The following is a 13,319-nucleotide window of genomic DNA, read 5'->3' on the forward strand; positions in this document are numbered from 1 at the left end:
GTGGGGCGGGCTTAACGGTTTTGCGCCACTGAGGCGAGTCATGCCTTCAATGCGGCAAGGTCATAGGCCCTGACCGCGGATTCGGCGCGGGTGCGGATCTCGGCGGCGGAAAAGCCGGGTTTGTACAGGAAGCTGCCGAGCCCGAACCCGGTGCAGCCCGCCGCGATGAACTCTGCGAAATTGTCGGGACTGGCGCCGCCCACCGCATAGAGCGGCATCGTTTCCGGCAGCACCGCCTTGATCGCACGGATGCCGGCCGGACCAAGAATCTCGGCGGGAAACAGCTTGAGCGCGGTGGCATGCAGACGAATGGCGCGAAACGCTTCGGTCGGCGTAAAGACCCCAGGATAGGACTGCAGCTCGCAGTCGCGGGTGCGGCGGATCACGTCGTCGTTACAGTCCGGCGAGACGATGAAGCGGCCGCCGGCCTCCACCACCGCATCCACCTGCTCCGGCGCGAGCACGGTGCCGGCGCCGAGCAACGCGCGCCCGTGGAATTCTTTCGCGGCCAAGGCGATCGAGATTAGCGGCTGCGGCGAGTTCAGCGGCACCTCGATCATCGTGATGCCGGCGCCGACCAGCGCGTCACATGCACCGAGAATCTCCGCCGGAGTGATCCCGCGCAGGATCGCGATCAAGGGACGTGGGTTTGTCATGGAGCCTCCTGTCAACACTGTCTCAAGCGCCGGCCGACCGCGCGGCTTTTAGGCCGGCAAGCACCGCATCGGTCGCATCAATTCGTCGGGACTGAACGCCAGCCATCGCCAGGCCCTGGGCATAGATCTGTGCCAGCGCTTCGCCACCGATCAGCGGGATCTCTCCGCCGCTGCCGATCCAGTCGCGTTGGCCGCCGATCTCCGATCCGACCAGCAGCCCGGACAGATATCCGGCGCACCATCCCGCCTGGCGGTCTGACAACAGCGACGCCGCGCGCACCCGAAACAGCTGGGTCATGAGTTTGTCAGGCGCGGCGAGCCCAGCGGCCAGACCATCCGTCAGCCCCTGCGCGCGATCGGCCGGATCGGGCTCGCCGGTGAAGGAGTGCCGCAGCACCGAATGAAGCCTCAACACCTCGAACACTTCGCCGGTCATCGCGGAGGTGAAGCCCTCGACGCGGCGGCCGTCGAGCCGCACCCATTTGCAATGGGTGCCGGGCATGCAGACCACGCCGGAAAAATTTGGCACCAGTGTCGTGAGGCCGAGCAACTGGGTTTCCTCGCCGCGCATGACGTCTTCCGCGCCTGGTCGCGCCTGGCACAGGCCGGGAAGAATGCGCGGCGACAACCGCGAGGCTGATAGCGCCGGCCGCACGGCTTTGCCCAGGAGATCATCGAGGCTGGTCGGCGTGGCGAGATAGGGGACCTCCAGCCAGCCCTGCCTGGCGCCGGCCATGCCGCAGATGATCACATCGACCGACGCTCCGTCTTGCGCGAGATGACCGGCCACAAGCTGCATCAGCACACCGGGATAATCCTCGCGGGCGAGCCGGCCCATGCCGCGATCGGAGGTCTCGGAAAACATCACCTCCGCGTCCCTGCCGATGCCCCAGGCACGCAGGTTCGACGTGCCCCAATCCACCGCGATCCAGTCTGGTTCGGCCATCACCGGGCTCTTCTTCCAATTGTCTCGTATCCAACCACTCGGCTTTGGCACGCGACGGCCGGGGATTACAAGTGCCCAATTTTGGAGCAGGTTCGACAACCCAAAAGGCGGGTTCACATGGTGCGCCAGGTTGCTCATCGCAATGGAATCCCGACACTATTTCAGACCTGTTTTTTCTCCCGCCGGGTAGCTGGAACCGTTGCAAAACCAGCGCCGGCATCACACATCCGGGCCTACCGGACGTGATACGAGACACCCTCATGTCAGCGCACGGTCGGACAAAGTTGTTGGGCTTGGCTTGAACCCGCGGTGATGCGCCGCGACTAAAGTGTGGGAACGACAACGGTCGGGATCGACCGGATACACGACAGATCGCAGGGACATTTCCATGATAGCGTTTGGTTCGAAAATTTTCTGGCATGCCATCAAGGCGGCCTGTGTGGTGATCGGCATCATGGCGGCGGCGCCGTCGAGCTATGCCCAATCGGGCCCGTTCAAGGGCCTCGGCGGCGCGTGGAACGGCACCGGCACCGTGCAGATCGCCGACGGCGGCAGCGAGCGCATCCGATGCCGCGCGACCTATACGGTCGATTCCGAGGGCAACAACCTGCAGCAGGTGCTGCGCTGCGCCAGCGACAGCTACAAGTTCGATCTCAACAGCGACGTCACCAATCGCGGCGGCAACCTGACCGGCACCTGGAGCGAGGTCAGCCGCGGCATCAATGGCGGCGTCGAGGGACGCGCCAGCCAGGGCCAGTTCAATGCGCTGGTGACCGCCAACGGTTTTGCGGCGGAGTTGTCCATGGTCGCCCGCGGCAACAAGCAGACCATCGCCATCAATTCGCAGAACACCCAGTTCAAGGGCGTGCAGATCACGCTGGCGCGTTAAGCGTTTCGTTCGGTTCAAAAGCAAAACGGCGACTCATCGAGCCGCCGTTTTTGTTTGGATGGAATGATGCCAAGTAGCCCGGGTGAGCGAAAGCGATACCCGGGATGTAGGGCTCGGAGCGCGCACCCCGGATGTCGCTTCGCTCATCCGGGCTACAGGCTGAAACGTTGTCCCCTGCCGGTCAGGTGCCGGTTTTCGCCGGGCCCTTAAGGGCGATGCGCACTTTCTCGCCAAGGCCGATCAGGAACATCGCCGTCGGCCGCAGGATGAAGAGGTCGGCGACCAGCGCCGCGATCATCGAGAATGCGCTGAGCCAGCCGAACAGCCGCAGCGACGGCAGGTCGGAGAACACCAGCACCGCGAGGCCGCAGGCCAGCACCACCGTGGTCAGGATCAGCGCCGGTCCCACCAGCACGGTGGCGCGCTCGACCGCTACCGCGGGGTCGGTGCCCGGCTCGCTTTCCAGCCGCAGGCGGTTGAGGAAGTGGATGGTCGCACTCAGCCCAAGCCCGAACGACACCGTCAGCGCCACCACGCTGGCGAACTGCAGCCCCTCGCCCAGCGCCCACAGCACCGTGCCGGACAGCACCACCGGGAAGATGCCCGGCAGGATGCTGGAGAACATCACCACCACCGAGCGGAAGGCCAGGCCGATGAAGATCGCCACGAACGCGAATTCGATGGTGAGGCCGGAGTTGAGCTTCTCGATCATGTTGGCGCTGTTGCGCGCCGCGATCGCCGAGAGGCCGGTGACCGCGATCTCATAACCCGGGTGCTTGGCACGCACCGCATTCATCGCCTTGTCGAGATCTTCCACCACCGGCAGGATCTGGCTGGAATCCTTGTCCGGCACGCGCGCGGACACCACCACGGCGTCCTGCTCGGCCGACACGAAACGGTTCTTGAGATAATTGGGAATCGCGTCGACATATTCCTTCAGTGTCGCGACATCATGGGAGCCGGCCTTTTCCGCCAGCCAGCGCCGCAGCGTCTCCAGCGACCAGACGTTGCCGACACCGGCCTGCTTCTCCACCAGCGCATGGACGTCGGCGATGGTCTGCAGCGTCTGCGGATCATAGAGCGAGGCGCCCTTGGGGAATTCGATCAGGATGTCGATCGGGTTGGCGCCGGTGAGTTTTGCATCGAGCCGGCTGGAGGCTTCGACCGCCTGCTGCTTGTCCGGCACCTGGTCGGCCAGGCGATAGCGCGGCTCGAGTTGGGAATAAACGACCCCGAGCCCACCCACCACCAGCAGCGCGATCAGGCTGAACAGCGCGGGACGCCCGACCATGCGCACCGCGATCCAGGCGCAGAAATTGCGCAGGGCGTTGACGCCGACGTCCGAGCCCTTGAACTTGGCCGCGAACTTCTGCTCGCCGCGCACCAAGAGAATGCCGAACACCGGCACGAACGACAGCACCACCAGGAGCGCGATAATCGTCGCCGCAAGCCCCGCCTCGCCGAAGGCGCGGATCAGGTCGGAGTTGGAGAACTGCAGCGCCAGGAACGAGATGCCGGCAGTGGCGTGGGTCAGCACGCAGGCCGGCCCGACCACGCGGATGGCGTTGCTGAAGGCGGTGACCTTGTCCTCGCCGGCGATCAGCCGGTCGCGCGCCGCGAAGGTCAGCTGCATCGAATCCGAGAAGCTGATCACCATGATCAGCGGCGTCATCACGTTGAGGAACATGTTGAGGCTGAAGCCGGCCCATCCCAGCCCGCCCAGCGCCAGCAGGATGGCCAGCAGCGGCGGGAACGCCGCGATCACCATGAACGAGATCTTGCGGAAGAACAAAATCGCGATCAGGCAGCCGGCAAGGATGCCGGCGATGTTGTAGACAAGGCCGTCGCGCTCCACCGCATTGCGGATTTCGAGCTGCATCACCGGCACGCCCGACAACTGGAACGACAGCCCGCTGTCGCCGAGATTCTGCGTCATCAGCTTGCGGATCTCGCCGACGGTGGGGCCAAGCCCGTTGCTCGACACCACCGAGGGCTCCAGCGACAGCACGATCAGCGCCAGCGTGCCGTCTTCCGACAGCAATTTGCCGCGGATGATCTCGTTGCCCTTCACCGTTTCGATGAACTTGTCGTAGTCGGCCCCCTCCGGCAGTTTTTCCGGGAACAGCGCCGCCGGGAACTTGCCCGGTGCCGGCGCCTGGCGCGCCGAGAACAGCGAGATGATGCCGCGGGTGCCGTCGACCAGTTGCAGGTCGGTCACGAGGTCACGCAGCTTCTCGAGGTTTTGCCGCTCCAGCAGCGTCTTGCCCTCGACCACCACCAGCACGTCGAACTCGGCCGACGGGAAACGTTTGGTCACCGCCTCATATTGCTTGTACTCGCGGGTCTCGGACCGGAACAGCTGGCTCAGCGAATCGTCGATCTTGATCCGCTGCAAACCGAAGAACGCACCGATGCACAGCGCAACCAGAACGATGCAGGACAGGATCGGCGCGCGCATCGCGATCAGCCCGACCCGCTCCAGCCCGAACGCAATACTCAGAGAGCGCCGGGCTGCATTTTCTTCCGCGCCGACGTCAATCTTCTCGGGGTCGAGCATGCACAATCCATTCTTGCGAATAAGGAAACTGGGTGGGGTCTAGCAAATTTTGAGGGAAATGGGGATATTCCTCAGGAATCAACGCGTTCCGCAGCCCCCGAGCGGCCTTCCGGGCCGCCCCGGATCGGGGCTGGATTTGGCCGCAGCACCCCTCTCCGTCCGGTTAAAGTCCAGAGGTGGGTTGGAAAAAAGGCATTTTTGGGCAAATCACGGAAAGTTCGAGCGGGGGGCGTGCCTGACCAGATGTCTCAGGCCCCTAAGGCAGCGCCTCGATTTTGTTCTCCGTCATGCCCGGCCTTGTGCCGGGCATCCACGACTTAACGACATAGCAGCAACAAAGACGTGGATGGCCGGGACAAGCCCGGCCATGACGAGTTCAATAATCAGTGCATGATCCGCGTTAGGCGCTTTTCGAGCCCCACCCTACCCCAGCGCCTGGGCGATGGCCTTGCCGCAGGTCTCGGTGTTGGCGGCGCCGCCGAGGTCGCGGGTGCGGAGCTTGTCTTCCTTGAGCACGGCCTCGATCGCGCCGACCACCGCCTTGGCGGCGTCGGGTTCGCCGAGATGGTCGAGCATCATCGCCGCCGACCAGATCTGGCCCACCGGATTGGCGATGCCTTGCCCCGCGATATCCGGCGCCGAGCCGTGCACCGGCTCGAACAGCGAGGGGAATTTGCGTTCGGGGTTGATGTTGCCCGACGGCGCGATGCCGATGGTGCCGGTGCAGGCGGGGCCCAGATCAGAGAGGATGTCGCCGAACAGGTTGGAGGCCACCACCACATCGAAGCGGTCCGGGTTCATGACGAAGTGCGCCGTGAGAATATCGATGTGGTATTTGTCCCAGCGGATGCCAGGATAATTCTTCGCCATCTCCTCCACCCGCTCGTCCCAGTACGGCATCGAAATCGAAATGCCGTTGGACTTGGTGGCCGAGGTCAGATGCTTCTTCTCGCGCTTGCTGGCGAGATCGAAGGCGAAGCGCAGGATGCGGTCGACACCGGTGCGGGTCATCACGGTTTCCTGCACCACGAATTCGCGATCGGTGCCGGGGAACGCGCGGCCGCCGATCGAGGAATATTCGCCCTCGGTGTTCTCGCGCACCACGAAGAAATCGATGTCGCCGGGCTTGCGGCCGGCCAGCGGCGATTTGACGCCCGGCATCAGCCGCACCGGACGCAGGTTGACGTACTGGTCGAACTCCCGGCGGAACAGGATCAGCGAGCCCCACAGCGAAATATGATCCGGGATTTTTTCCGGCCAGCCGACGGCGCCGAAGAAGATCGCGTCATGGCCGCCGATCTGCGCCTTCCAGTCGTCCGGCATCATCTGGCCGTGCTTGGCGTAATAGTCATAGGAGGAGAAATCGAAGGTATCGAGTTCGAGATCGAACTTGTATTTCGACGCAGCCGCTTCCAGCACCCGCAGGCCTTCCGGCACCGTTTCCTTGCCGATGCCGTCTCCGGCGAGAACTGCGATGCGATATTTTCTGTTGGTGCCGGTGGTGGCCATGGTGCGTATCCTGGTCTTGTTTGGGCTTGAAGGCGCGCCCGGGATTGGAACGGGGCCGCACACATTATGGCGCGCGTCCCCGGCTGGGAATGACTGGCGTTAAATACCAGCAATGCCGGTTAGGCCAGCCTGAAGATATCAGCGCAACATCACGATATCAGTCGGCGAACCGGTCGTTCGCGGTAATGATCGGCGCCCGGCGATCGGCCTCGCATGTCGTTGTTGACGGCTGATCGACCGCCGTTTGAAAAACAGAGAGTGGCATCGCACGCATGGAATTGCGACAGGACGAATGTCGCACCGGCCCACATAGCGGGACAGCATCGGCATTTGCAGCAGCGAACCGGCATGCGAACATCCGCCGAGCAACGCCGCCTGCGAATGCCTTTGTCGACGCTTGCTTGTCGGCGTGTCCCGTCTAATATATTACTTTCTTACCCTCGCGCCGCGGGCGCAGGGCCAACAATCAATCACCGCCGCAAAAGGCGGACCAGAGGGAGGACGACCATATGGCCAGCTTTGGCCCGACCCGCCGTACAGTGCTGCAGGGAGCACTCGCCACCAGCGCGCTCACCTTGAGCGGACTTCCCGCATTCGCCGATCCGGCCTGGAAGAAATATGCCGGCACCTCGATCGAGGCCAACCTGATCAAGGGCCCGCGCGGCGAGTTGCTGCAGCGCCATGAAAAGGAATTCACCGAACTCACCGGCATCAAGGTGTCGTCGGAACTGATCCCCGAGCAGCAGCAGCGCCAGAAAGCGGTGATCGAGCTGACATCAGGCAAGCCGAACTTCGACGTGGTGCATGTGAGTTATCACGTGCAGAAGCGGCAGTTCGACAAGGCCGGCTGGCTCGCCGACTTCTCCGGCTTCATCAAGGACCCGAACCTCACCACCAGCGATCTCAAGGCCGACGATTTCTCCGCGGCGGGACAGACCTACGCCACCACCGACAAGGGCCAGTTGCGCTCGCTGCCGTGGTCGGTCGACTACTTCATGCTGTACTACAACAAGGAAATCTTCGCGAAAAAGAACATCCCCTACCCCGATACGATCGAGGAGATGATCAAGGCCGCGGAACTGCTGAACGATCCGAAGGAAGGCATCGCCGGTTTCGTCGGCCGCGGCCTGCGCAACGCCAACCTGCCGATGTGGGCCAGCATCTATCTCGGCTACGGCCTCGACTTCATCGACGCCAAGGGCAACCTGCTCACCGACAGCCCGGAAGCGATCGAAGCCACCAAGCAGTATCAGTATCTCTTGACCAAGGCCGGCCCTCCCGGCATCGCCGGCTTCAACTGGATGGAATCCCAGGCCGCCTTCATCCAGGGCCGCGCCGCGATGTGGCTCGACGGCATCGGCTGGGCGCCGCCGCTGGAAGATCCGACCCGCTCGCGCGTGGTCGGCAAGGTCGGCTACGGCGTCATTCCGAAGGGACCGAAGATCCGGGCCTCGGCGACCTATGGCGACGGCATCGGCGTGGCCGAGACCAGCAAGAACAAGGAAGCCGCCTATCTCTATTGCGAATGGGCGGTGTCGAAGCTGATGGGCGCGCGCCTGCTGCAGATCGGCGGCGGCGTCCCCTTCCGCAATTCGGTGATCGAGGATCCGGAAACCCGCGCCGGCGTGAAGATGCCGAAGGAGTGGCTGGATTGCGTGCTGGGTTCGGCCAAGGTCAGCAAGCTCGGCCTGCCGGTGATCGTGCCGGTGGCCGAATTCCGCGACGTCATCGGCGCCGCGATCACCGCGACGCTGTCGGGCGCGGATCCCGCCACCGAGATGAAGAAGGCGACCGAACAGTTCAAGCCGATCCTGGAGAGAAGTGAGAAGGGGTGAGCTCCACGGAATTGAAGTCGTAGCCCGCATGAGCGAAGCGACATGCGGGAGCGTCTTCGCGGGTGGCCCCCGGATATCGCTACGCTCATCCGGGCTACGCGCTTCAACATTCTCAGTGTCATCGTCCGGCTTGACCGGACGATCCAGTAGGCAACAAGGCTGATGGTGGAGCGATGACGTCAGAAGCGGCGGGTTTCAGTTCCTATTCATCGCTTCAGCGATCTCACCATTCATACCGGGGTTACTGGATCGTCCGGTCAAGCCGGACGATGACACTGTGGGTGGTGAGACGCTGAGTTCTTGGAACACCTGTAGCCCGCATGAGCGCAGCGACATGCGGGGCTTTGAACTTCCCGGATATCGCTGCGCTCATCCGGGCTACGGACTTGAACACGACGTTCGCAAAGAGGATTTTTCGGCACATGGTTGACGCGAGCGTCAGAACAAGCGGCCTCGATGGCGTGACGCCGGCAAAGCCGGCCACCAGGGAATGGCGGCCGCCGACCTATTGGCCGTTTGTCGTGCCGGCGGTGCTGGTGGTCGGCGGCGTCATCGTGTTTCCGTGGGTGTTCACCGTCTGGATGAGCCTGCAGGGCTGGAAGGTCGGCGAACCCTCGCGGTTTGTCGGCCTCAGCAATTATGCGCGGCTGTTCACCGACGCGCGTTTCATCGATGCCACGATCCACACCATCATCTACACCGTGCTGGCGGTGGTGCTGCCGCTGGTGCTCGGCGTCTTCGCGGCTCTCATTTTTCATGCCAAATTTCCGGCGCGCGGCTTCCTGCGCGGTCTCTTCGTGATGCCGATGATGGCGACCCCGGTCGCCATCGCGCTGGTCTGGACCATGATGTTCCACCCGCAGCTGGGCGTGATGAACTACCTGTTGTCGCTGGTCGGCATCCCCGCGCAGCTCTGGATCTTCCATCCGGCCACCGTGATTCCATCGCTGGTGATGGTCGAGACCTGGCAGTGGACGCCGCTGGTGATGCTGATCCTGCTCGGCGGCCTCGCGGCGATTCCGACCGAGCCCTACGAAAGCGCGCAAATCGACGGCGCCACCCAGTGGCAGATGTTCCGCTTCATCACCCTGCCGATGCTGGCCCCGTTCATCCTGGTCGCCGCCATCATCCGCTCCATCGATGCAGTCAAGAGTTTCGACATCATCTTCGCCATGACGCAGGGCGGCCCCGGCAACGCATCGGAGACCATCAACCTCTATCTCTATTCGGTGGCGTTCGTTTATTACGACGTCGGGTACGGCTCGGCGATCGCGCTGGTGTTCTTCCTGCTGGTGGTGGCGCTGTCGGTGCTGCTGCTGTATTTGCGCCGCCGCACCCAGTGGATGGAATTGGGGACATCTTAAATGAAGGTCTGCGCATGATCCGGCAATGGCTCAATCAGGCCGCACTGGTTTTCGTCGCAATCGTGCTGGTGTCGCCGGCGATCCTGTTTTTCATCTGGATGATCTCGCTGTCGCTCAAGCTCGAGATCGACAACTCGTCCTATCCGCCGATCCTGATCCCGACCAAAGTCACCTGGGACAACTACATCCAGGTGATGCAGTCCAATCGCTTCGTGCAGTATTTTGTCAACAGCCTGATCGTCACCGGATCGGCGACGCTGCTCGGCCTCCTCGTCGGCGTGCCCGCGGGTTATGGCATCTCGCGCATGAAGGCGATGAAGGCGGCGTTCGTGGTGCTGATCGCGCGCATGACGCCGGGCCTCTCCTATTTGATCCCGCTGTTCCTGCTGTTCCAATGGATGGGGGTGATGGGCACGCTGCTGCCGCAGATCCTGATCCATCTCGTCATCACCGTGCCGATCGTGATCTACATCATGATCAGCTATTTCGACACCACGCCGATGGAGCTGGAGGAAGCCGCCATCATCGACGGCGCCGGCCGCTGGCAGGTGTTCCGCCATGTCGCGCTTCCCATTGCGAAACCGGGCATCGCCGTCTCCCTCATCCTGGCGGTGATCTTTTCCTGGAACAATTTCGCTTTTGGCATCGTGCTGGCGGGACGTGAAACCCGCACCCTGCCGGTCGCCGTCTACAACATGATCTCGTACGACCAGTTGAGCTGGGGCCCGCTCGCGGCCGCGGCGCTGGTCGTCACCCTGCCGGTGCTGCTGCTCACCATGTTCGCCCAGCGCCAGATCGTCGCCGGCCTCACCGCCGGCGCGGTGAAAGGCGGCTGAGGACATGGCCAAGCCCGCATTCCATGGCATCCACGGCATCGTCTATGCGATGTTCGACGCCGACGAAAAGCTGGACCGCGCGGCAATGCGGCGGCAGGTCGCTTTCTGCCTCGACGCCGGCGTGCATGGCATGGCGGCGCTGGGCCTTGCCACCGAAGTCTCCAAGCTGACGGTGTCCGAGCGCTGCGCCGTGATGGAATGGGTGTCGGAGGACGTCGGCGGCAAAGTGCCGCTCGCCTTCACCATCTTCGGCTCCTCCGTTGCCGAGCAGATCGCGCAAGTGCGCGTGGCCGAGACCAACAAGGCCGACTGGGTGATCCTGCAGCCGCCGATGGTCGGCAGCCACAGCGCCGCCGAATACATCACCTTCTTCGGCCGCATCGCCGAGGCCACATCCCTGCCGGTCGGCATCCAGAACGCGCCGGCCTATATGGGCCGCGGCCTCACCGCCGCCGAGATCGCCGAACTGGTCACGCGTTATCCCAACATCTGTCTCCTGAAAGGCGAGGGACCCGCCACCGACATCAAGACCGTGATCGATCTCACGGAGGGTCGCGTCCCCGTGTTCAACGGCCGCGGCGGTCTTGAATTGATCGACAACCTCCGCGCCGGTTGCGCCGGACTCATTCTCGCCCCCGACGTGATCGACCATGCCGTCCGCGCCTACAACGCCTACCGCGCCGGCGACATCGCGCAAGCCGAACGCATCGAACAAGACATCCTGCCCGCCATCGTGTTCGTAATGCAGTCCGTCGAAAGCCTGATCTGCCACGGCAAACGCCTGTTCGCGGCGCGGGCTGGGCTCACGGTGCATGATCGTGCACCGGCGATGCAGCCGACGGCGTTCGGGTTGGAGTTGGTGGAGAGGTTTGCGGAGAGGCTGGGGCGGACTGGGTAGGCTTTGCCTCCAGATGTGGTGAACTGCAAATTCAGGGAATGGCAGGCTGCGTCTCACTGACAGGCATCCAGCCGGCGTGGCTGCGCAGGAAGAGCGGGCAGCCGTAGACCGCACGGACCGCAAGCGGCGCGGAGAGTGACGCGACCGGCGCTTCCCAGCGATTGGTTTGCTTCATGGCGACGATCATGCCGGTGATGTCGGCGCCGGCCTTCTGCAACAGACGCACGGCAGCCACCGCGGTCGCGCCGGTGGAGATCGCATCGTCGACGAGAACCACCCGTCGGCCTTCGATCAGGGGCAACAGGTTGGGGTCCAGCCGCAATTGCTTGCCGCCTTCGGGGCTCGTGATCGAGGTGACCGGCTCGGATAGCGCATCGTCATACCAGAACTTGCGCGAATACCCGAGCGGGACATAGCGCGGCTGTCCAAGCCGCTCGGCCACCAGCGAGGCAAAGGCAAGGCCCAGCGTCGGCAATCCGACAATGATCTCGGCATCGTTTGCGCGCGCCTGTGTGGCCATGTGGTCAACCAGCGCCGCAACAACGATGTGCGAGGCCTGGTTGGCAATCAGGGACGCAACGGCGTGATTGCCGTCGGGCAATCGGCGCAGCGGCAGAACCAGGAAGCGGCCGCAGGGCAGACTGACAGGATAGCCGAAGCGATAGGGCGGCGCTGCCGCAAACCGCGCAGGCACCTGCGGCGTCAGGGTCTGCCAATAGCCGGTTGTCGGCTCGGTGTAGGTCTCATGCGCAGTCATCGCGATGCAGTGCTTACATCCGGAACCAAATGATCGTGAGTCACGATGTGCCATCAGTGTGAAGCAATTATCGCACCAACTCCAGCAACTGCCGACAATCCGCCGCTCATTGAGATTCGTCACCCCCGAGCAGCATCCCCGCTGCCGGGGAGATGCATATACCACGGCGACAGGGGCGCCGGCGCCAAGCCGAACTGCAGGGCGCGCGTGGCGATGTCCACGTCCGACACCGGCGCCGCCAACCAAGCTATTCCCGTTGAAACAAGGGTAACATATATGTTACCCTGCTCCGATGGTTGAAATTCGCTACTACGTCGGCTGCGGGCGATGCCACGCCATTCGCCGACTGGTTCGCGGAGCTCGATGCAGTCGCGGGCGCAAAGATCACGCGCGCGATTGCCCGCATGGAGCAAGGCAATTTCTCCAACGTCAAAAGCGTTGGCGAGGGCGTGCTGGAATACAAGATCGATTTCGGCCCCGGCTACCGGGTCTATTTCGGCCGGGATGGCGACACCATCGTGATCTTGCTGACAGGTGGAACAAAGAAGCGGCAGCAACGGGATATCGAGGCAGCGCATGGCTACTGGCGGGACTACAAAAAAAGCAAACGCGGACAGCGCTGAACGGAGACGAACAATGGTAAAGGCAAAACCCTTCAAGGAATTGGTTCAAAGCCGAGTCAAGACCGACAAGAAATTTGCCGAGGCGCTTCTGCGCGAGGGCATCGATGCGATGCTGGGCGGCGACGTCGATACCGGCAAAACCATTCTGCGCGACTACATCAAGGCGACGGTTGGTTTTGAAAAGCTGGGTGAGGCAACCGGAGCGCCGGCCAAGAGCCTGATCCGCATGTTCGGCCCTCGTGGAAACCCGCAGGCCAAGAACCTGTTCAACGTGCTCGGCTATTTGCAAAAGCGCGCGGGCGTGCGGCTTCACGTCAATTGACTGCCATTCCATGGACTTGACATGCCCGCAAAACGCGTCACGCGTTCCTACGCCGGCAAGGGCGCGGTGCGGTACGCATGGTGAGGACGGGCAGGCGGCCCGGTCTCAGACGCTTCCGGCTTCCGGC

General features: G+C 63.2%; 12 protein-coding genes. 7 read left to right on the plus strand and 5 right to left on the minus strand.

Annotated features, from left to right (window positions below; genetic code table 11):
• Positions 1 to 38 precede the first annotated feature (38 nt).
• Positions 39 to 656, minus strand: a complete 618-nt coding sequence (locus RS897_RS07495; RefSeq protein ID WP_315835952.1) for a 2-dehydro-3-deoxy-6-phosphogalactonate aldolase — start codon at positions 654 to 656, stop codon at positions 39 to 41.
• 22 nt (positions 657 to 678) lie between these two features.
• Positions 679 to 1,602 (minus strand): 2-dehydro-3-deoxygalactonokinase, encoded by a 924-nt coding sequence (locus RS897_RS07500; protein WP_315835953.1) that lies wholly within the window; start codon positions 1,600 to 1,602, stop codon positions 679 to 681.
• Between the two features lie 388 nt (positions 1,603 to 1,990).
• Here RS897_RS07500 and RS897_RS07505 point away from each other — a divergent pair, with 388 nt between their 5' ends.
• Positions 1,991 to 2,491 carry a hypothetical protein gene (locus tag RS897_RS07505; RefSeq protein ID WP_315835954.1) on the plus strand — a complete coding sequence of 167 codons (501 nt, stop codon included), beginning with the start codon at positions 1,991 to 1,993 and terminating at the stop codon, positions 2,489 to 2,491.
• Between the two features lie 181 nt (positions 2,492 to 2,672).
• On the opposite strand, the gene RS897_RS07510 is transcribed toward RS897_RS07505, so the two are convergent.
• Both RS897_RS07510 and RS897_RS07515 read right to left on the minus strand, forming a co-directional pair.
• On the minus strand, positions 2,673 to 5,048 hold the full coding sequence (locus RS897_RS07510) for an efflux RND transporter permease subunit (RefSeq protein ID WP_315835955.1): 2,376 nt from the start codon (positions 5,046 to 5,048) through the stop codon (positions 2,673 to 2,675).
• 423 nt (positions 5,049 to 5,471) lie between these two features.
• Complete coding sequence (locus RS897_RS07515) at positions 5,472 to 6,557, minus strand: tartrate dehydrogenase (protein WP_315835956.1); 1,086 nt, start codon at positions 6,555 to 6,557, stop codon at positions 5,472 to 5,474.
• A 509-nt stretch (positions 6,558 to 7,066) separates the two neighbouring features.
• On the opposite strand from RS897_RS07515, the gene RS897_RS07520 reads away from it, so the two are divergent.
• The 4 genes from RS897_RS07520 to RS897_RS07535 all read left to right on the plus strand — a co-directional run bounded on the left by RS897_RS07520 (position 7,067) and on the right by RS897_RS07535 (position 11,490).
• Entirely contained in the window at positions 7,067 to 8,392 is a 1,326-nt protein-coding gene (locus tag RS897_RS07520; protein ID WP_315835957.1) for an ABC transporter substrate-binding protein, read from the plus strand.
• A 422-nt stretch (positions 8,393 to 8,814) separates the two neighbouring features.
• Positions 8,815 to 9,756 (plus strand): carbohydrate ABC transporter permease, encoded by a 942-nt coding sequence (locus RS897_RS07525; RefSeq protein WP_315835958.1) that lies wholly within the window; start codon positions 8,815 to 8,817, stop codon positions 9,754 to 9,756.
• A 14-nt stretch (positions 9,757 to 9,770) separates the two neighbouring features.
• On the plus strand, positions 9,771 to 10,592 hold the full coding sequence (locus RS897_RS07530; RefSeq protein ID WP_315835959.1) for a carbohydrate ABC transporter permease: 822 nt from the start codon (positions 9,771 to 9,773) through the stop codon (positions 10,590 to 10,592).
• 4 nt (positions 10,593 to 10,596) lie between these two features.
• On the plus strand, positions 10,597 to 11,490 hold the full coding sequence (locus RS897_RS07535) for a dihydrodipicolinate synthase family protein (RefSeq protein ID WP_315835960.1): 894 nt from the start codon (positions 10,597 to 10,599) through the stop codon (positions 11,488 to 11,490).
• A 31-nt stretch (positions 11,491 to 11,521) separates the two neighbouring features.
• On the opposite strand, the gene RS897_RS07540 is transcribed toward RS897_RS07535, so the two are convergent.
• The gene (locus RS897_RS07540) at positions 11,522 to 12,247 is read right to left on the minus strand and encodes a phosphoribosyltransferase (RefSeq protein ID WP_315835961.1); all 726 of its coding nucleotides are present in this window, start codon (positions 12,245 to 12,247) and stop codon (positions 11,522 to 11,524) included.
• Positions 12,248 to 12,543: 296 nt separating this feature from the next.
• Here RS897_RS07540 and RS897_RS07545 point away from each other — a divergent pair, with 296 nt between their 5' ends.
• Positions 12,544 to 12,870 (plus strand): type II toxin-antitoxin system RelE/ParE family toxin, encoded by a 327-nt coding sequence (locus RS897_RS07545; RefSeq protein WP_315835962.1) that lies wholly within the window; start codon positions 12,544 to 12,546, stop codon positions 12,868 to 12,870.
• Positions 12,824 to 13,192: a transcriptional regulator gene (locus RS897_RS07550; protein WP_315835963.1), complete on the plus strand. Its 369-nt coding sequence runs from the start codon at positions 12,824 to 12,826 to the stop codon at positions 13,190 to 13,192. The genes RS897_RS07545 and RS897_RS07550 overlap by 47 nt, the downstream gene beginning before the upstream one ends.
• Positions 13,193 to 13,319: the final 127 nt, after the last annotated feature.

The sequence above is a fragment of the Bradyrhizobium prioriisuperbiae genome, assembly GCF_032397745.1.
Classification (GTDB): Bacteria; Pseudomonadota; Alphaproteobacteria; order Rhizobiales; family Xanthobacteraceae; genus Bradyrhizobium_A; species Bradyrhizobium_A prioriisuperbiae.